Source organism: uncultured Fibrobacter sp. (assembly GCF_946062555.1).
Classification (GTDB): domain Bacteria; phylum Fibrobacterota; class Fibrobacteria; order Fibrobacterales; family Fibrobacteraceae; genus Fibrobacter.
Window position 1 is genome coordinate 19807 of record NZ_CAMGVQ010000032.1, and the last position, 20448, is coordinate 40254.

The window sequence follows — 20448 nt, forward strand, 5'->3', positions numbered from 1 at the left end:
TGTCGTGTTTTCGGGGTTTTTGTTCTCAAAAAAAACTTAAAGACCCAGGTCGATGGCGTTCACCTTGCCGCGTCGAACACCCCACAGGAAGTCCTGGGTGCGGTCGATAATCACCTTGGTGTTCACCTTGATCTTGACCTGCAGGCGGGCGATATAGACGCCCGTAGCGGCAAGACGACCTTTTTCTGCACGCATATTCCAGGCCAGGAACAGGCGACCGTCGTTCTCGAGACAGTTCTTGGAGCCATTTTCCGTGAAGATCTCGCTATTGCAGGTGATTGTTCCGGAGTGGCTGTTCACGTAGTGACCAAGGCTAGAGTAATAAATCGCCTCGTAGCGAAGTTCCGTCTTGTCCGCAACAGCACTCACGATTTTCTTCACATCCGCATCGGTCCCGCGAGCATAGTTGTGCACGTTTTCTGCATTCAGGAGGCCGTTCTTGTAGGCATCCACAATCACGGGACTCAAGCCGAAACGCTTCTTGGCATCACCAATGGACATGTCACCGTTGCTCACCGCCGCGATGATATCCTCAATCGTGTAAGTCTTCGTCGGAGAACCGTCCTCGTTCACCGGATCCTTCTTGTCGGTGTAGAGTGCGGTTGACTGCACCGCCTTCACGATTTCGGCAATTTCGTTTTCAACCAGTTCGGCCATGTCGAGGTCTCCCAAGTAATGGCCCTGCGTGCCGTAAACTTCTGCCACCTGGTCTACCGAAAGAACCTTGTCGCCACCCACCAGCTTGGGCACGGTCGCGTTCGGGCTCTTGATAATCACACGAGCACTATCGAACATTTCCGTTCCCGGTTCCAGAGTCACGACCTTCGGGCTAGTCACCGTCACCTTCTGCTCACCCGTAATGCGAACCCAGGGGTTCATCTCGTGCGGGAGGACTCCCTGCAGGTCCTTCGCTTCACCCAGCTGAGAAGGCGGCCTGAAACGAACGGAATCGCCCACGGCAGGAACAATGTCGGCATCGCCACCCTTGGAGAAAATCAGTTTCCAAACATTGGCAGGCATCGTTCCGATGTCTCCTGCGGCCTTCACCGCAGAATCCAGCATATCGTTTTTCCAGCAGTGGAAACGGAAGAGTTCAACACCGGCATTGCTTTCGTCGATACCTTCACTAAAGTTGAGCATCAGCTGCGTGTTGCCATCCTTAAGGTACTTGACCTCGGCCGCAACAATTACGGGGCCGACCATATCCGTAAGAGAGCCTTCAACCGGGAATATCGCAGTCTTGCCGTCTTCGGGGTCGGTATAGGTATACCAGATATTGACCTTGCCGTTGTAGGCCTTGGTGTTTCCACCCGTAAAGATGCCTGAACCGAAGCCATCTCCCGCAGCAACAAGACTTACGTCCATGTCACCCTCCTGATACGCCACATGGAAGGCATCGTCAAAACTTTCACCGAAAACGAACTTGAGCGAGTCGAGTACGCTCCGTCCGCCGAGCGGCTTGTTGAACTTGATCCAGATACTGTCGGCGCGGCCGTCACCGGTACGGTCGTAGATATAGGCGGCTTCAATCTGCGGAACCGGCGGAACCTTGATATTGATCTTGGTCCAATTTACCGTCTTGTTCTTTGCTCCGGGAGTAGAAACGGTAAGCGTTCCGTCAACCACCTCGTCAGTAGCCTTCACGTAGAAATTCGCATGGCCACCCATGAGCAAAATTTCATCGATGGGGTTTCCCATGGAATCGCAAACGACCAGGTTCGGCGTCGATGTCGTAATCTTCACTGCTATGCCGCTATAAATCGTAGCCCATTCTTCGGCATACATGATGTTCACCGGATAAGAGCGGCCGGCCCACATCTTTTCGCCCTTCACCAGGCTAATGGGCAAGGTATCACTCACGACATCGCGACTCACCGTATCTCCGAAGGGATTCCAGAACAGTTCGTAGAATGTCGTGTCCGGATTTTCGGGATCTTCGTAATTGACGACAAAGTAAGAGGAATCCTTGACGCTTGCAAAAGCGAGGTTCGGCAGTTCATACGGATCGATGGTAAAGGGAACATCCTTGTATTCGTCCGGGTTACTCTTGAGACGAACGCGGATGTAGTAGTTGCCAGGAGGCAGAGCCTGAGCCTTGCCAATTTCCCTGACATCAACAGTCACTATCGTAAAATCGTTGCTCACGATGATGCCTGCATAGTAAATCGAATCAAGAACCTTGAGTGCCACGCCACCCTTGCCAAGACTGCGCCCAAACAGGACGAAGTCCGATGGGCCGCGTTCCAAAGTCGTATCAGTCGATGTATTCAGGAAATCACAAGAGAGCGCCTTCTTACGCACGATCTGCCAGACTTCCTTCTGGATAAGCTTCGGGTCGTTCGAGAGGTCTGCCAGGAACATGCTCGCCTCGGACTTCAGGTCCATCGAGGTGCGCATCTTGAAATTCGACTGGTTCTTGTGGCGTTCCGCATAGAAGATTCGGAACGGATAAGTTTCGCCTTCCGTCAGTCCGAGAGTATCCAGCTTGACCTTTCCTTCCTTGGCCTCATGCTGGCCGCCGATATCCACCACAAGCTTATTGTTAATAAACACCCACACATCGTCGTCGCCCAGGAATTCGAAGTACTGGCCCTTCACATATTCGAACTGGGCCTGGAGTGCCATGGTAAAGCCGTAGTTGTGGGTTCCGTACTTTTCGGAATTGATGTTGTCGTACATCGGGTTCGGGATCTTGCTCGAAGAATCCGCCGTATAAAGATACTCGAAATCGTCCAGGAAGAACAGCCCCTTTTCGGGGCTATCGGTATTCTTCTGTCCGAGCCAGAAACCGTCTTCGGTCAAGTTGAGTTCCAACTCACGGCAAGTGGCGTTGGTGTAGGTATTGCCGGCGGCATCCTGGGCAACCACTTCGGGAACGAACCAGTTATCAAGGTGGTCGGTCAACTTACAGTCGCTCGGGAAATTGGCAGAACGGACAGGAACCCCGTTCGGGCCCAGCTGCGATTCGACCATTCCCTTCATGATGCCGTATCCGTCATTCTTTTTACATCCGCCTGTACCGAAGTCCTGGCTAGTCGTACCGGCCTGGCTCGCGGCATTCTTTTCGTCGCTATCGCTACCGTGCAACCAATCGAACATCATAACCGGAAGTTTCTTGACAGGGCAGTCTCCCAGTTCACCCGGAAACTCCGCAGAAAGTTCGGGATCGCCATACATGGTCGCAAGAATCCATACGGTATCGGAAATGGCGAGAACGGAATCAAGCTTGATTTCATCTTCTACAGAAATATCTTCCTTGGTGACACCATTCTTACCGACATTGTTGCCACCAATCGTCTGATTGAAATAAACATAGGCGTCCTTGGGAGTAAGGACAGCCTGGTACTCAAACCATCCACAATAAGTTTCGGTGATGGGGGTCATATAATCGGACTTGCCACCCAGCACAATCGTAACACCCGTATTGGTCCACGGGGCTAGGAACCTGATTGTTTTCGGCGTAGGAACTGCAATGACAGGCTTGGTGGTTTCGTCATACAGGGTCACCTTTCCATCTTCGCCAATTTCTACCCAGACTTCGTAGATGGGCTGGTCTTCCTTACCCTGCTCGTATTCAGGGAACAGTTCCTTAAGGAGCGGCTTGTTCTCTATTTCCGGATTCAGGTAGGTTTCGCAGTTTGGGGTTCCCTCGGTGCACATCAGGCCAAAACGCAACCGACGCTTGTCAATGGCGCTCGCCTTAAGGCGTTCTTCGGTAAACTTGATGTCGAATGTACCGCTGTCACCCTTGGTGAGCGGTTTATATTTAAGGTCATCGTCCTTTTCGTTGTCGGCATAATAAAGGATATTGCCGTCATAAATCACGTGAGCTATGGCGACATAACTCTGGGCAAAAGTGTTCGTTGCTAGTAGGGTCAGGAATAAGACCAAACCCCGGAAAAAGTTATTGCACTTCATCCGCTCTCTCCATAATTATCCCAAACACTTTTCAACCAGGCGTAAAAATAGGTTATTTTCGCAATTTCATCTGCAAATCTTACTTTACAATGTATTGTTTTTATAAGTTCTACGGGGAACGTGGGGAAAATGGCAACATTTAAGCCCTTTTTATCCGAAAAAAGCATACCCTACGGAGGTTCAAAAACCTAATTTTAAAGGCGAAATTTAAAATCAACAGGAGTTTTCTATGAATCGAGTTTATCTGGTCGCCTCCGCCAATATGGAAGCTAAAGTCAAGGAAGTCATGGACGCAGTTGCCGGTGCCGGCCTGATTGCCGCCGCTTACAAGCCCTGCGTGAACGGGGCCGACGCTGTCAAGGAACTCAAGGCCCACAATTCCGCCGTACTCATGGAAAAGATTGCCGCCGACTTTCTTTCGCAGGACTTTGATTCCGTAGACGCCGTGGTGGTCGAAGGCGCCCAGGGCATGAGCGACGTGATGGCCCAGAAGTACAACGATACGCTCGCAACCGCCCTCGATGCAAAGATTTATTCTGACAACGAAGACGCAGACCTGTTCTGCCCGAACCGCATTCTCTTCTGCCCCAAGTGCCTCGCCAAGGATTTGGCCGCAGAACCTGCAGAACGCAAGACTAGCCAGGCCATGTTCCGCGCAGGCCTTCTCCTCAAGGCATCCAAGGCCAAGAAGCGCATCGTGCTCCCCGAAGGTTCCGAGCCGCGCACCGTGCAGGCCGCGAAGCTCGTAATCGACCGCGGCATCGCCGTGCCCGTGCTCATCGGCAAGAAGGACGAAATCCTTGCCGTCGCCAAGGAACAGGGTGTCGCCCTCCCGGCTGACATCGAAATCATTGAACCGTCTGCAGAACTTGCCGAAAAGTACGTGCCGACTCTCGTGGAACTCCGCAAGTCGAAGGGCATGACCGAAGACCAGGCCCGCGCAGCGCTCGCCGACAACGTGATGCTCGGCACCATGATGCTCAAGATGGGCGAAGTCGATGGCCTTGTTTCTGGCGCCATCCACTCTACCGCCGACACCTTGCGCCCCGCCTTGCAGGTGATCAAGTGCGCTCCGGGCGTAAAGTCCGTGAGCTCCGTGTTCTTTATGTGCATGCCGGACAAGACCTACATTTACGGCGACTGCGCCATCAACCTGAACCCCACCGCCGAAGAACTCGCCGGCATTGCCCAGCAGTGCGACGACACCGCGAAGGCCTTCGGCCTCCCGAGCCGCGTGGCACTCCTCAGCTACAGTACCATGAACAGCGGCAAGGGCCCGGATGCAGACCTCGTGCGCGAAGCCACCAAGATCGTGAAGGAAGCCCGCCCCGAAATGCTGGTGGATGGCCCGCTGCAGTACGACGCCGCGACCGTGCCGAGCGTAGGTTCCCTGAAGGCCCCGGGCAGCACCGTCGCCGGCAAGGCCACCGTGTTCGTGTTCCCGAGCCTTTCTGCCGGTAACATCGGCTACAAGGCCGTGCAGCGCAGCGCCCATGGCACGATTGCCATCGGCCCGATGCTCCAGGGCCTCGCGAAGCCGGTGAACGACCTCAGCCGCGGCGCCCTCGTCGAAGACATCGTCTACACGATTGCCTTGACTGCTGTCCAGGCTAATTAAGACCGAACCGTCTAAACTCAGCAGAATCCTTACTCTGAAGCCGGTTCTCTCGCAACCGCCCCAGTTTAAACAACTGGGGCTTTGTTGCTCACGGTAACACCGCGCGCGCCCAATCGCACTAAGTAAGCACCCAGAGCGCTCGCTCTCGCCGACACGACTCGTTAATACGAGTCGCTTACGGCTCACGGTAACACCGCGCGCGCCCAATCGCACTAAGTACATACCCAGAGCGCTCGCTCTCGCCGACACGACTCGTTAATACGAGTCGCTTACGGCTCACGGTAAGACCGCTCGTGCCCACCCCCGTCATCCTCCACGGCGGGCGAAGCACGCTGTGGAGGATCCAGGCACTCATTTTAAAAGCACCGCTTCAGCGGTGCTTTTGGCTTTACTTTCAGCAACATTCTATTTCTTGTCGAGTTTAGCGTTGATTTTCTTCTGGAGTTCTTTAAGCTCCCAACGGCCACGCTTGTCTTCAAGGAAGTAATTGGTGCGAATTCCCCGCGAAAGCCCTCGGTCAATCAAGTCAAGGGCATCGGCGTAGCGCTTCTGGTCAAAGCGCAACTCCGCCAAGAAAAAATAGTTGTAAAGATCCCGCGGATCATTTTGCAGGGCCATGTTCAGATACTTGTCAGCAAGTTTCTTGTCGGGCCAAGAAAGAATTAGCGGCACATAAGGCAATACGAAATGCGCACGCCCCAGCACCTGGTAGTCCTCGGCTGCTGTTGCCACGTCACGCACCTTCGCTGCGACCCCGTCCTTCACCGAAGTAAGCGCCCCGCGTTCATTTCCCCACATCGAAAGGGCGCTTGCGTACACATGCGCGATTTCCCTGTTCTTGGGGAACTGCTTGTAGGCGGTTTCGCTAATCGACTTCAGACTGTCAAGCTTCGCCTTGCGACGGTTCTTTTCGAAATGAACGAATCTGAACGAGAAGAACAGGCTCTTCACATAGCCCTCGGTAGCGCGCTCCCAGACAGACGAATCACCCATCGCCTTCTGGTAATGCTCTATCATGATCTTCGCGTTCCTGGCATCCGCCTTGTCGCCCTTGGCCCGTTCTGCGCGAGCCGCATAGCAGGAATCCGCCACACGAAGGTCTTCGTTGGCATACACCACACAGTACACGGCAAAAAGCAGAAACAAAAACAAAAAGCGTTTCATCGTTCCTCGAAATCTACACTTTCCAACCCTGCAGCACCTTATTCACATGGGCAATCTGTTCCTTTTCGTCTTCGGTACCGTGATACGTCTTGAACAACAGGTAACGATACTCCATAAGGGCCGTTCGAATCAATACCTTGTCTTCGTGCTTCAACATAAAACAATCCTCCTAAAAAACAATTTTTTCAAAAGACCTTCCCCTCCTATTTCAAGCCGGAGAAAATCTACTTCTTGCCCTTACCCTTGCCGGAGAAGTAATCCTGCTGACGGGTAATTCCGAGCACGGCGTGCCACAAGGCTCCGTTCGGGTTGATTTTCTTGCGTTCGTTGACGGCGTATTCGATAGGCACATGCGAGAAAGCGTTGTTCATGCTTCCCACGACCATGTCCGTCTTGCCGGCCATGCCTGCGTGCACGGCGGCTTCGGCGAGCTGGAAGCAGAAAATGGCGTCGGTGCCCTGAGCGGGAATGCTTCTCACCATGTAGCTCGGGTCAAAGTACTTGATGTTGATTTCCTTGCCGACCTGGTCGAAATGTTCCTTGATCTTTCTTGTCAGGAATTCGCCGATGTCGTTCTTCAGGATATTGCCGCTTGCATCCCTACGTTCGGGCTGCCCCTTGAATAGTTCCTGACCAGCGCCTTCAGCGACGACCACCACGGCGTGCGTCTTGCCGCCGTTGTAGCGACTTTCGAGAGCCTTGAAAAGTCCGTCGAGCGTAAAGGGCACTTCGGGAACAAGGCAGATGTTCACGACCGTCGTCGCAAGAGCTGCGTAAGCGGCGATAAAGCCGGAATCGCGGCCCATCAGCTTCACGAGGCCAAGACCATTGAAGGCGCCATTCGCTTCGTTGTGCGCGCTGGTGATGACATCGGTAGCGGAAAGCACGGCGGTTTCGAAACCGAAGGTGCGGTCAATCAGGTTCAAGTCGTTGTCGATCGTCTTCGGGATGCCGATGACAGAAATCGGCTGCTTTCTCTTCTGGACTTCCTTCGCGATATCGTGCGCTCCACGGAGCGTTCCGTCACCGCCGATGCAGAACAGCACGTTGATGTTCAGGCGCATCAGGGTGTCGACCATGACCTTCGCGTCCTGGTTGCCGCGGGAACTTCCGAGAATGGTACCGCCGTCTTCCTGGATGGCGTCCACCACATCGGGATTCAGGATGATAGGAGAATAACCGTAAGCGGGATTCAAGCCGCGATAGCCGTACGGGATACCGAAAATGTTCCTTACACCGTAGTCGAACCACAGCACCTGCACAAGGCCCTTGATAACGTTGTTAAGGCCCGGGCAAAGACCGCCGCAGGTCACGATGCCAGCACGCGTCCAGGCGGGGTCGTGGAAAATCGTTTCACGAGGACCGGCCGCCTCAAGCGACGGAATTTCGATGCCACGCTTGCAGAAATCCTGAATACGGCCAACGTCCGCCGTAAGGCTTACGCGTTCAGACTCCGACACAAAAGGGACGCCCTTCATGGGAGACTTGAGCGTTCCCGTTCCGACAGTTTCGATAGAAAGATCGTATTTTTCCGGATTATTCAAGATATCTTCTTGAGTCATGGTTTTTTCCTCGTTTTGCCTTCAGCAATACATCTAGGCACTCTAAAAATACTAAAAATAAGGTCGCCAGTGCGCGAAATACGCTTAGATATCCAGCGGCGGGAAATGGATTTTCGTTCGAAGCCCCGGATTCGTATTTTCGATTTCAATCTTCATATTGGTAAGAGCGCACAGTTTCTTCACCATCGAAAGACCAATACCCGTCCCGCTCGTGGAACGCGTCATCTCGTTCTCAACTCGGTAAAACTCCTGGAACACCTTCTTCATTTCGGCAGGAGGGATTCCCGGACCGTAGTCACGCACGGCAAGGTACATATCGCCCCCGCTCACACGGAGTTCGATGCTAATCATCTTGTAGCTCGCGTTCTTCGAGAACTTGAGGGAGTTGTCCACCAGGTTCATCAGGATCTGCATCACGGCATCGCGGTCAATCAGGATCGCGACATTGTTCGCATCCGTATCAATCGACACCGTCAGTTCAAAACCCTGTTTCTCGATATTCTTGCTGTAAGTCGCCACGAAGTCGTCCAGCACCGCCTTGGGACGTTCCTTGCGGAGCTGCACGTTCCAGCGGTTTCCGTCAAGCTTCGACAAGTTCAACACATTCTGTATCAGGCGCGAAAGGCGGTCCGCCTCGCTCGCAATTTGTCCGTAATAGCGTTGTTTCTTTTCTTCGTTTGCCACCCAGGAATTCTGCAACAGTTCCGCATACATCTTGATGGCCGTCAGCGGAGTCTTCAGTTCGTGCGTAATGGCCGACACAAAATCCTGACGCTTGGCTGCAAGCGCGAGCCTGCTGCGCGTAAACCGGTAAATCGTCACCAGACACACCGCAACGACTACCAGAAGAATCAGGCCGCTGAACAGAATCGTGAGCCCTGCCGAATTGGCAGTCGGGCCGGCATACATCTTGAACGAAATTCTCTCGTACGGGGGCGACAGCTGCCTATTGGTCCGCACCTCGTAGGAGTCGTTATACTTACCAATGGTCAGCAGCACCTTGTCTTCGTAAACAAGTTCAATGGCATACGGAAGCTCGGCATAAGCCAACTGTTCCTCTTGCGTCATGTAATTCAGGTAAATGCCCTTGTCGACCACAAAACCTTGCACAATCGGCAACATACCAATGTATATCGTGCGGAAAAACACCATGTAGTCGGAAGTCATCCGGATTTTCAAGTCCGTGATGTTCACGTTGGTATTGCTTCCGTTAAAAATCGGAATGTCGGGCGCAATAGTCGTGTCGTTCTTCGCCGTTTCCGCCATATAGGTCAGCGCTTCTTCTTCGGAAGTCAGTTCCACGCGGGTCGGAATCTGCAGATCGGGAATCTCGTCGTACAGCTGGTCAATCGCCTCGGTGGAGTCAAGTGTCTGGACGGTGCGTTTGGGGAGCCCGTTCTTAATATCCAACACATCAAGCAGGTGCTGGATCAGGTCGCGCGTCTTCTTGCGCTGTTCCTGGTCGTCGAACGAGAAGTTATCCCACATCGACTTGCCGATACCCGTGCTGGTGTCCGGGTAGAAAGGCGTCAGGAGTTCGCCACTGTGCGAAATCTGAAAATGCCCTACAAGTCCCTTGCGGCACTGCCTGTACAGCGAGTCAAAATCGCAATAAGGGCCGCTTGAATCCGGGTAAGAGAAGAACTCCGAGAAAAGACGGCTGTTGCCGCCAATCACCGTAATGGAGTTCAATATGCCGTAATCCTTGTAGGAACGGCTGTTTTCCAAGTTGAAGTCAGAAGAAAGACGCAAACGAAGGCTTTCGTATGCGGCATCAATGCGTTCCTCGATCTTTTTTTCTTCAAGGGCCGTCGACTGTTCATACGTCTTGAAGAAAAGGATGGTCAACGGAATGGCTATGACCAGGAAGATGGAAATAAACACCAGGCGTTCTTTCAGGACGGCCTGGTGCTTTTTAATGTACGATACAACCGATTTCAAGTTTACTTGTCGCATTCCGGAGCAGAACGCATCTGGTAGCCTTCACCGCGGAAAGTCACCAAGAGTTTCGGATGGGACGGATCGTCTTCGATCTTCTTGCGGAGCTTGGTAATGTGGATATCCACCGTACGGGTATCCACGGAATCCGCGTTTTCGTAGCCCCAAACCTTGCGCAGGAGTTCGGAACGAGGAACGGCATGATCGCGGTTGTTCCACAGGTATTCAAGAATTTCGATTTCCTTACGGGTAAAGGCGAGTTCTTCCGTGCCACGAACACCGGTGTATTCGCGGAAGTTCACGCGCAGGCTACCGGCAACAAGCTTACCTTCGTTCTCCATGGTCTGACGGCTGCGACGGAGCACAGCATCAATACGAGCGAGCAGCATAGGAACCGAGAACGGCTTCGGAATGTAGTCGTCGGCACCGAACTTAAGACCGTTGATGATATCGTCATCTGCATTCTTTGCAGACAAGATAATAATCGGCAGGGAACGGTCCTTCTCGCGGATCTTGTCGCAAACGGTGAAGCCATCCATGCCCGGGAGCATCAGGTCCAACAGGACCAGGTTGTACTGACCCGTGAGGGCTTCGGCGAGGCCAGATTCGCCATCGGCGCAATGCTTGACCACATAACCATTCACATTGCAGAGGTCGATGAGGCCTTCGGCAATGGCGATTTCATCTTCGATAATAAGGATTTTGGTGCTGCTTGTATTTTCAGTCATTGATTTACCTAGGAGTGTAATTAAATAGCGAGGCCTACGCCCAATTCAACAGTCATGTTTCCGGCATCGATTTCGCTCGGATAATCGCCACCGATGTAGTACTTGAAGTTGCCGTACGCGGCAATCGGGATAATCGGCAGCTTGGCGCGGACGCCCACCAGGATATGGCCACCGAGGCTCTTCTTGAGACCTTCGTCGAGGGCGGCGTCCTGGATCTTCTTCTGCATAGACTTGCCCAGGTCTTCCGCTTTCTGCTTGGCGACGGCCATCGAATTTTCGAAGTTAGGATCGTTCGGATCGACGACCATGTTTTCAGCCAAGCTAAAAATTTCGGACTTAATATTCTGGTCCAACACACTTGCCACGAACTTTTGGTTCAGGACGAAGCTGTTCAGGTGATAAGAAAGACCGCCACCGATGTAAGGACGGATAATCGGCAGGAATGTAATCGGATAGGTAATGGAAAGGTCACCGGTCATGGCAACGAACTTAGGAGTCGCCTTGGCAAACGGAGTGCCGCCCAGTTCAATTTCAAGAGGAATTTCCGTATATTGAGTAGAACCCGGCTGCTGCACATACAGCATTGCGTCGTAGGAGCCAATCTGGAAGTTCATGGTCGCTTCGATATCGATAATCGGGAGCAGGTCAATCCACAGCTTGAAACCGAAGCCCTGCATCGTGCCGTCAAAACCGCCATGCTGCAACTTGACCGATTCATCATCTTTGCCCAATTCGTCTTTAAGAACCGGAGCAGGCTCTTTCATTCCTGTCATCTTGGTGCCAAAGCCGGGGGCATAGTGGCCACCGATGCCTATGATAGCGAAGGATTGCGTAGCAAGCAGTGCGCCTGCGGCAACTAAAGCTTTAAAGTTCATAAGGATTCCTTAACGTTTGCCATTGAAATTACATAAAAATTTCAAAAAAAGATACTATTATTTTCATAAAATACTTAAAATCACTGGATCGCAGGGATGATTATAATTTTTTTCTGGCCTTTTGCGACCGAAACCTGGTCCAGGCGGTAATCCCCGACAATCTGGCCATGAGCTCCCAGGGCCGAAACTGTAACCTGATGTTTACCAACATCCACCGGAATGCGCGTCACGCAGATGGAATTAGGCATAAAGAGACCTACACGCAAGTCGGCTTGTTCCAGCTGGCTCTGGCCCACATCTACGGCAATATTCTTTACCAGATCCAGAAGGCCGTCACCGGTATTGGTGGCCGATTTCGCCTTCTGCGCCGCCACGGTACGAATCACGACACGGGTCGCCGTACGAACCATCGTCGTCGCATTTTCGTCTTTCATATTCCGTTCCAGTTCAGCATCGATATCGGAGACCTTTTCCGGAGAAAGACGCAGCTTGCTATCCAGGTTCACGCTGAAGAGGCTCGCCCGCTGGGGCAAGGTTTTCTTCTGCGGCAAGGAAAAGCCGACATGGAACGTACCGCTGCCCGCACCAGCGACCGGAGGCGCAATCAAGGTAAACGTATTGATTTTCCCCGTCTTTCCATCCTTGTGGGTCAGGTTCAGGGCTCCCGCGCTCACGAAAGTTCCCGACAAATACATTTCACCCAGAATAGGGCTATGTCCCGCGTAGCCGATAACGATAATTTCCTGTCCCTTGGCATGTGCGTCGCTTGCCTGCAGAGTCTGCTGCGGGAGAGGGGTCCTAAATTTTTTCAGTTCGTCGGCACGGTCCATCCGAACTAGGCTTTCCGTGATGAATTCCCAAACTTCGCGCGGCACCTGACCGCCACTTTCCTCGAACGCCTTGGCCGCCTGCATATAGGAGATGGCGGCATCGTCGTGTTCGCCAGACATTTCGTATACAATTGCACTCAAGTAACGCAACCAGCCGCTATCGTTCACCTTATCCTTGTCTTTCTGGTACAGGCGCTCCATGGCTAGCTGCGCACGGCGCACCTCGACCAAGGCTCCGTCCAGATCTCCGATGGCTAAGTAATTCAGGATCTGGTACTGGTACATCAACAAAATTTCGAAGGGGCGGGCCCTGTACGGACGGACATTGTCATTTGTCAGAATCGCCGCCGTCTCGTTGGTCACCGACTTGGTATACAGGTCTTCGTAAACCTGCTCCGCCAACTCAAAATGCTTGATGCTTTCCTTGTTCTTGCCATTGTAGTGGTAAAGCGCCCCCTGGTCGAAATGGTAAAGAAATGCGCTGTTGTCTCCGTAGATATCTTCCTTTTCTTCTTCGATTTTCTTGATGGTCGCCTCGAAACCCTCCTTTTCAAGAACAGGGGCAAGCGTCTCGTAGCGAGTCAAGGACTTATTCGCGCAGGAACAAAGCAACAAAGCCGATAAGGCAAGCAGGATAAAATGTTTCATGAGCACTCCGTGATGACGATAGTGGAAATATAACTAAAAGAAAAGCCCCCGGCGGAACCGGAGGACCTCTCAAAAACGTGAAGGCGAAAAATTACTTTTTCTTCTTCTTGCCCGATGCATCGAGAGTCACTTCGACAGTCTCTTCGCCCTTCACGGTCACGAGAGCTTCGGCAGACTTGCGGTTGGAGCATTCGGCGCGGACCACGTGGTCGCCAGCATCGAGGTTGTTGATGGTGAGAGCGGCGCCATCGGTCTTGTCGGCATTGTCACCGTCAATGTAGATGATGCACTTGCCCGGAATCGTCGTCACCTTGATGTTGCCCTTCGGAATCTTGGTACCGAAGTCAAACATGTTACGCTTGTCGTTGCCCGGCCAAATGTTCACGCGCTGGTTCACGAGTTCGTAACCCTGGTCAATCACCACGAGGGTCTGACGGCCGGACTTGACGCTCATGTTTTCGATGGGGCTCTTGCCGAGGGGTTCGCCACCGAGGAACACGTCGCTGTTAGGCGGGTTGGTGATAATGGTGATGGTAGCAGCCTTGCCGCGCGGAGGTGGATCGTCGTCTGCGACGGCGGAAGTGACGAGGAATGCGACCATAAGCGCAAAGATATACAGCTTCTTCATGGATTTCTCCTATTTGTTTATTCTAAAAATATAAAGTTTTTGATGAATTTAATTTTTTTTTGTGCAAAAGTTTGGATACCTATAAGAAAAATTCAGAATTCGGAGTTCTGATTTCGGAATTAGGCACCATTGCGAGAAGCGCAGCAAGCCTCTCCTGAGTATGACGAAGGGAAGTAATCCATTTTTTAGGGATATTCCCCGTTGTAATTACTATTTTCACCGACATGAAAGCCCTTTACCAGAAAATTCGCACTTTAAACGGAAAAAATTACGGTCTCTACAAGTCGCTTGCAGACAAGCCTTGGGATTTTGGCGATTTCGTCCTGGAATTTTTGCATGTACAGGGGGATCCGTATGCGCCTGCTTCCAGAGTCGTAATCAAGGCGAATCTTTCGATGCTCGGTTACGCGGGCGAGTGGGGCGGCTCTTTTGAACGCCGCTTGGCGTTGAGCGACTTCCTGCACCGCAAGCTTTCCCACCTGGTGCAGGAGAAATACCCCGACAAGGATGCGGCCGTCATTTTCGACGTGGCTGGACCCGAGATGCTGGTGCGGAATTCGCTGTGGATCGACAACGGAGAACTCCGCGCGTGCCTGCAGGTAAAGCTCCCCGGCGAAGGCCGCAAAATCCAGGCGGAACTCGCCGCCGAAATTCTGACGATGGTCTTGCCGGACCTGGTATCGGCCGGACTTTATTACGACAAATCCGACGAAGGCGCTTTGCAAGAACATTACCGCGTACTCGCCGAGCGCAAGGAAATCCTGTCGCAGCTTGATGCACAGGGACTTTGCGCATTCGTTCCCAACGGAGCGGTACTTCCGCGAGCCTCCGGCCTGAGCGAAATGCCGCTTGAAAAGGCAATTCCTTTTGTAGCACCCGAAGAGATGGCGGTGACTTTGAATGTATGCGGTCACGAAATTCGCGGCATGGGACTTCCCAAGGGAATTTCCGTAATTACAGGCGGAGCCTTCCACGGGAAATCCACCTTGTTGCAGGCTTTGACGCGCTCCGTCTACCCACACATTCCAGGAGACGGCCGAGAAGGGATCGTCATCGACGAGACTGCACTGCGTATCGGAGTCGAAGACGGACGCAGCGTCCGTGGGACAGACCTTTCGATGTTCGTGCGTGACCTGCCGAGCGGTGTAAGCACCAAGAACTTCAACACGCTTTCGGCATCGGGTTCCACGAGCGAAGCCGCCAACCTCCTCGAAGCCATGGAAGCGGGTTCACAGACATTTCTCATCGACGAGGATTCCTCGGCTGTGAACTTTTTGATCCGCGACGTACGCGTGCGCAAGCTCCTGGGCGACGACCGCGAACCGCTCATTCCGCTGACGGACCGCATCAAGGAACTTGCCGCCGCAGGCTTCAGCTTTATTCTTGTGGCGGGCGCCTGCGGCGATTACCTCGACCTTGCAGACAACATCATCGTCATGGCAAATTACAAGGCCGAATGTGCGAAATTCTCACCTGCACCATCCACGTCATCCTGGAGGGGCGAAGCCCCGACGGAATCCACAGAACCTGCCGAAGTGACGCACCCGCGCTCTTTTGTCACCTACATGCAGCCCCTACAGAAATCAGTCCGCCCGACTTCCGCCGTAGAGCGCCAGGTCAAGGTGAAGCTCTCCGGCGATACTTTGTTGCAAATCGGATTTCTCGTATCCGACACCTCAAGGCTCAACACGCTCGTCGACAAGCAGCAACGATTCGGCGCGGGATTCATCTTATTGAACCTGCTGCAGAACGCCGCTAGCAATAACGACGCGGATTCAAGCGGCAACACAGCAGCCCAATCCGTCGCAGGAGTCGCACAAAAGCTCTGTGACAACATCAAGAACGTCGGCTTCCGCAACCTGCCCCAAGGCATGAGTCGCGAGATGAGCCTCCCCCGCCCCGTTGACATCGCCTGCATCGCCTTTAGACTAAGAGAAGGGAAATAAACAAAGGAATTGTACATGGCATTCGTAAGTGTTGGGCAAAAATACGGATTCGTAAGCGCCGGCGACGTATTCCGCCAAAAGCTCGCTGAAGCCGAGAAAAATGGCGAAGAAAAAGCAGCCAAAGCCCGTAGCGAAGGCCACGCAGATGCAATCGACGTGTTTGCGAGTTTAGGAGTTTCCCCCGAAAAAATTGCCAAGGCAAAGGCCAAGCTAGACGCCATCAGCAACAAATAAAGTACTAGCTATTTCTTGAACAAGTTTGTTTGTTCCGCAAGAGCTTTGGGTTCTCGTCTTACATCCCAAAAGTCAGCGATGTAAATTACATCACTGCCGACATAGTAAATTATCTTGTTCAGAGTTCCCACAACTATACTGCGGTATTCCCTTACTCGATTCATCAAAAGAGGTTCGAGTTTTCCTAAATAGGGATTAAGTCGCAGAGCATATTCCGTTTGCCGAACATTTCCGACAAACTTTTCTCTAAATCTTATTCCGAAATGATTTTGAATGTAAACAGCAGCGTTAACGAGAGCCTCTTCGGCTTGAGCATGTCAAATTACATTCATATAGCAGATGCCTGCAATTCCGTGTGAAAATTTTCGTCCAAACGCTTGAAAACTTCTTCACTCGTTTTTCCTAAACCGGCATCAAAGTCTTGTTCAGCTTTGTCCAGTCTGTCGTTGATTTCATCCATTGTATATGGACTAAGCTCGGCACCTTTGATTCTGTCTGCACGCTCCATTAAATGAGCTGCAACCCAGCACATATTGTCTGCGCTGAGCGTCCCATAAAGGTATTCCAACAAACCGTTCAATGCTGTAGAGCTCATATACAACCCTCTTTCCCATAAATTACATTTTTTTTCAATGCTTGAGTGACTAAAAAAGATAAATGTGCAAAAAATGAGGATAACACTCCTAGAATGCGGTCCCCAAAAACGCAAGTTTGAAGGCTGTTCACCATTCTTTTTTCCAAATTGGAGTGTTTTTTGAGCGAATCCTTGATCAAGAATGTCTGTCTTTTGCAACAATTAGCTATATTTTTATTGACATATTGAATTAGAGTAGTACTCTTGTTCCTGCTACGAAAAGTCTGGTAAATTTTTCTAGGGCGCAAGCCCGCAACTTGGGAATAAGACGAACACTCACACCGATCGGGTGTGGGTCGTTGGGCATTTGCCCGCGGTTTTGTTCAGTTTTTAACTGTCAATTCCCGTCGCGCTTAAAGTTGCAGGTTTACCAGAGCCTTCGTAGTATAAGCCGAACGATACCATGCCTTTTTTTGTTTCTAAAAAATGTATGGATCTGAACGGCTTATCAAACAAGACCGCAGCTCATAGACTGCCTTTGGCAGAAAAGAGAGGTCTTTATGAACGGAAAAAAGATTGAAGCAAAGTACCTTCGTGAAAAGGCAACAATTAAGGAAATAGAAAAGAAACGAGGGTATTATAAATGGTGGGCGGATAAAAACGCTTTTGATGTGCTGTTGGATAAACTGGGTTTGATGATGTCAAATTGGATGCTTTATAAAGGGATGCATGTTATCTAGGCAATGTAAAATCACTCGCTACTGCAATATCTGCGGAAAAAACTGGGTTGGAATTACTGGTGGATTCAACCCCAAGAAAATGGACTCTCTAGAGGACATCCAACACTACAAAGAAGCCAAAGCATCTATGGAATGCCCATTCTGTAAGGAAAAAGAGATGAGAAGCGAAAATGCTGAAGTGGAAACCGAAGAAGAAAACTTGCCATATATGCTCCAGGCGCCGCGATACACCCTTGATGATGTGTTCCTGCCGGAAAAATCCAAACTTCAAGTGGACGAAGCCCTGGCAAAAATCAATAATTTCCATAAAATCTACATCGAATGGGGGTTCAAAGCAGTAGACCCCTGTGGTGCAGGAACCGTCTTGAACTTTTTTGGTAAGCCGGGGACAGGCAAAACCATGACTGCCGAGGCATTGGCAGGAACTCTAGGCAAAAAGTTCATTAGCTTAGGAATGTCCGATGTAGAAAGCAAGTATATGGGTGAAACTGCCAAGAATATTCGCGCCGCATTCGAGTGTGCAAAAAAGGTGGATGCGGTCTTGTTCTTTGACGAAGCGGATACGCTTTTAGGTGCAAGACTGTCTAATGTGACTCAAGGCATCGATAACGAAGTCAATTCGCTACGTTCCACCTTGCTTATTGAACTGGAAAAGTTTGAAGGCATAGTCATTTTTGCCACCAACTTCGAAAAAAATTACGACAAGGCTTTTGTAAGTCGAATTACTCATCATATTCAATTCGATCTTCCCGATCAGGAAGGCCTGCGCAAGATCTGGAACAAATTCCTTGTTCCGCAGATTCCGTTAGATGGTGATCGTGAGAGCATTTTGAGCAAACTTGCGGACATTTCTCTAGGTCTAGCCGGCAGGGATATCAGAAACTGCATGCGCTTAGCCCTGCCCAAGGCGATTGTTGAAAACGGCAACGAGAGCTCCGTTCTTAAACTTGAGCACCTAGAGGCCGCCGTAGAAGATGTTCGCGGTCATCAAAAAGTGGGTACCGAAGTTAGCAAGGACAGGGAATCTAGTCGAGCAGCGCTCAGGGCTTTGGGTGTAAAAATTAATAGTGAAGAAACAAACAATCAGGAGTAAATAGTATGGGATTTTTTTCCTTTATCGGAAGTTGTGTAAGTAAGGCGGCCTCCTTCGTTGGTGGCGCGGTTAAAGGCGCTGTCAAGGTGGCGACAAAGGTGGCTGGCTTTGCTGGCAAGGTTCTTACCACTGTTGCTAGTGTCGGTGAAAAAGTTATTAAAGGTGTAAAGGCTGTTTGGCCCGTCGTTAAGCCCTGGGTTGCAAAATTAAGTGTTGCTCTAAATGCAATCCCCGTAGTTGGTCCTTATTTGTCCAAGGCCGCAAAGGTATTGCTTGCCCTTGATAAGTCTCCAATTCTCAAAAAGATTGGGGAAATCGCAGAACGCGTTCTTCCTAAGGCAAGAGCACTAGGTGAAGCTCTTACCAAGTGGGCGGACATTCAAAAAGCCCGTCAAGAACAAGAAGAAATGGAAGAAGCCGAAGCTGAAATGGAAAATGACGAACAGAGAAGTGCCCTTCGCCTGACAGAGTTCATCAACAAGTTCATTATCGTCAACTCCACCATTACAAAGCTCATTGAAGAAGATACAGTCTCTGATTTGGAAAGTTATCTCCGCATTCGAGCCGATGCACGCATCCTTGAAAAGATGAAGGATAAGCTGAACGGAATCCAGTCTATGGATGATGTTACTGCAGACGACTTGTTTATCCTTGAGTTTACAGACAGGATTACAAATCAGAAGGATGTTTCTGAAGCAGAAGCAGACCGATTCGCAGCACTTGTTGAAAAAATGTTTGGCAAGCCCATGATGGCCGTTGTATTCGACGAAATGGTCAAGCAGTGGTCTGCCGACCTGGAAATGGATCGAGCAAAGATGGCTGATGCATTCAATGATCTCAACAGAGCAACGGTTACACTGAATCGTTGTGAACGACTGGAAAGAAATGGTGACGCAACAGCTGAGGATGTGGCTGAGATTCAGAAGCTCCGCGAACTGAAACCCAAACTGGAAGCCGCACACGAGGGCTTCAAACAGGCAATCGGACATCGTCAGGATTATATCGAAGCTGCAGAGGGTATGCTCCGCGTGTATGAAGGTGATGAATCCCTCGCAGAAATCGTTAATGACGACATTGATATCATCAAAGATAACGTTGAAGATGTGGGTATGGTCATTATCGAATGTATGAATCGCGGCAAGCAGTGGGAAGAACTCTCTGAGGATGAAAGAGGCCTGATTATGGACTTCTCAAATATCTTCCGTAAAGCAGCGAAATTGCGTGCAAAAGAAGTTACGGATTCAGTCATCAAGAAGGTCGATGTCGTAATTGCAGGCTAATATGAATGGACTTCTCCCCTATTTATCATACTTAAAACCCACAGACGGTATTCAGACCGTTTTCTTGGTAATCATTATCCTGCTAAGCGTTGGAACTGCAGTTTGGGTTAAGTTCAGTACCAGATCGCGTAAGGGCAAACCATGTTGCTGGGAAATTCGTTGGACGAATAATACTCCGACAAATACGGCTGATGATTTGAAGGCTGAACATGGTTCTGTTCAGGAATTGAGTGATGCGGTTGCATTGCCGTCGGAAAAATTGGCCGAAGTTCTTCCCAGTATGCTTCTCGTTGTTGGTCTTATGGGTACGTTCCTTGGCGTAGGTGTGGCCCTGAACGATGCCGCGGATGTTCTAAAGGACTCTGAACGCCCTCCTATGGAAATGCTTCAGGAAATGGTCAGTATGCTGGATGGTCTGGGGGCTTTGTTCAAGTCCTCCATTTACGGCATCATTGGCTTCTTCCTGTTCACCTTGTGGCGAAATAAGTGGGGTACCGACGAAGAACGCTTCAAGTGGTGCGTCATTCAATGCAACAAGGAACTTGAAGGAAAAGAATCGGAAGCAGAAAGATTCCAGAGAGCGCAGAAGGAAAACACCGAAACTATCATTGCTGCACTGAATAAACTACCCTGCACTGAAAGTGCAGGGTTTTGTATGTCGTATGCGGATGG

Annotated in this window: 16 protein-coding genes and 1 pseudogene; 7 read left to right on the top strand and 10 right to left on the bottom strand. The window is 51.0% G+C overall.

The annotated features are described in order from the left end of the window. Positions 1-36 precede the first annotated feature (36 nt). Positions 37-3891, bottom strand: coding sequence for a fibro-slime domain-containing protein (locus tag Q0P86_RS10330; protein ID WP_295039260.1), 3855 nt, complete (start codon positions 3889-3891; stop codon positions 37-39). A gap of 256 nt (positions 3892-4147) precedes the next feature. Between Q0P86_RS10330 and pta the strand changes: the two genes are divergently transcribed. After that, a complete protein-coding gene (gene pta, locus Q0P86_RS10335; RefSeq protein ID WP_295039262.1) occupies positions 4148-5536 on the top strand; it encodes a phosphate acetyltransferase in 1389 nt (462 codons plus the stop codon). 405 nt (positions 5537-5941) lie between these two features. Here the strand turns inward: pta and Q0P86_RS10340 are convergent, their stop codons facing one another. The 8 genes from Q0P86_RS10340 to Q0P86_RS10375 form a co-directional block, all read right to left on the bottom strand. Continuing rightward, a complete protein-coding gene (locus tag Q0P86_RS10340; protein ID WP_290992628.1) occupies positions 5942-6700 on the bottom strand; it encodes a hypothetical protein in 759 nt (252 codons plus the stop codon). 13 nt (positions 6701-6713) lie between these two features. Next, positions 6714-6857 (bottom strand): hypothetical protein, encoded by a 144-nt coding sequence (locus tag Q0P86_RS10345; protein WP_175547439.1) that lies wholly within the window; start codon positions 6855-6857, stop codon positions 6714-6716. A 67-nt stretch (positions 6858-6924) separates the two neighbouring features. Next, positions 6925-8262, bottom strand: coding sequence for an ATP-dependent 6-phosphofructokinase (locus Q0P86_RS10350; RefSeq protein ID WP_290992631.1), 1338 nt, complete (start codon positions 8260-8262; stop codon positions 6925-6927). An 84-nt stretch (positions 8263-8346) separates the two neighbouring features. Beyond that, positions 8347-10203, bottom strand: coding sequence for a HAMP domain-containing sensor histidine kinase (locus Q0P86_RS10355; RefSeq protein WP_294112405.1), 1857 nt, complete (start codon positions 10201-10203; stop codon positions 8347-8349). Positions 10204-10205: 2 nt separating this feature from the next. Continuing rightward, positions 10206-10928 (bottom strand): response regulator transcription factor, encoded by a 723-nt coding sequence (locus Q0P86_RS10360; protein WP_072979876.1) that lies wholly within the window; start codon positions 10926-10928, stop codon positions 10206-10208. Positions 10929-10948: 20 nt separating this feature from the next. Further along, positions 10949-11803, bottom strand: coding sequence for a hypothetical protein (locus Q0P86_RS10365; RefSeq protein ID WP_295039266.1), 855 nt, complete (start codon positions 11801-11803; stop codon positions 10949-10951). Positions 11804-11883: 80 nt separating this feature from the next. Then, positions 11884-13281 carry a hypothetical protein gene (locus tag Q0P86_RS10370; protein WP_295039268.1) on the bottom strand — a complete coding sequence of 466 codons (1398 nt, stop codon included), beginning with the start codon at positions 13279-13281 and terminating at the stop codon, positions 11884-11886. Between the two features lie 91 nt (positions 13282-13372). Next, entirely contained in the window at positions 13373-13909 is a 537-nt protein-coding gene (locus Q0P86_RS10375) for a PEGA domain-containing protein (protein ID WP_291024461.1), read from the bottom strand. Positions 13910-14133: 224 nt separating this feature from the next. Here Q0P86_RS10375 and Q0P86_RS10380 point away from each other — a divergent pair, with 224 nt between their 5' ends. Both Q0P86_RS10380 and Q0P86_RS10385 read left to right on the top strand, forming a co-directional pair. Continuing rightward, entirely contained in the window at positions 14134-15855 is a 1722-nt protein-coding gene (locus Q0P86_RS10380) for an ABC-ATPase domain-containing protein (protein WP_295039270.1), read from the top strand. Between the two features lie 15 nt (positions 15856-15870). Then, the gene (locus tag Q0P86_RS10385; protein WP_294112401.1) at positions 15871-16089 is read left to right on the top strand and encodes a hypothetical protein; all 219 of its coding nucleotides are present in this window, start codon (positions 15871-15873) and stop codon (positions 16087-16089) included. 328 nt (positions 16090-16417) lie between these two features. On the opposite strand, the gene Q0P86_RS10390 is transcribed toward Q0P86_RS10385, so the two are convergent. Next, positions 16418-16882: a hypothetical protein gene (locus Q0P86_RS10390; RefSeq protein ID WP_295039272.1), complete on the bottom strand. Its 465-nt coding sequence runs from the start codon at positions 16880-16882 to the stop codon at positions 16418-16420. A 341-nt stretch (positions 16883-17223) separates the two neighbouring features. Here Q0P86_RS10390 and Q0P86_RS10395 point away from each other — a divergent pair, with 341 nt between their 5' ends. From Q0P86_RS10395 to Q0P86_RS10410, 4 genes and pseudogenes are all read left to right on the top strand, one after another. Then, positions 17224-17403, top strand: a complete 180-nt coding sequence (locus Q0P86_RS10395) for a hypothetical protein (RefSeq protein WP_295039274.1) — start codon at positions 17224-17226, stop codon at positions 17401-17403. Continuing rightward, complete coding sequence (locus Q0P86_RS10400) at positions 17393-18496, top strand: ATP-binding protein (protein ID WP_295039276.1); 1104 nt, start codon at positions 17393-17395, stop codon at positions 18494-18496. Before Q0P86_RS10395 ends, Q0P86_RS10400 begins: the two co-directional genes overlap by 11 nt. 5 nt (positions 18497-18501) lie before the next feature. Then, positions 18502-19776, top strand: a complete 1275-nt coding sequence (locus tag Q0P86_RS10405) for a hypothetical protein (protein WP_295039278.1) — start codon at positions 18502-18504, stop codon at positions 19774-19776. 196 nt (positions 19777-19972) lie between these two features. Continuing rightward, positions 19973-20448: pseudogene (locus tag Q0P86_RS10410) on the top strand (hypothetical protein); the annotation flags it as partial.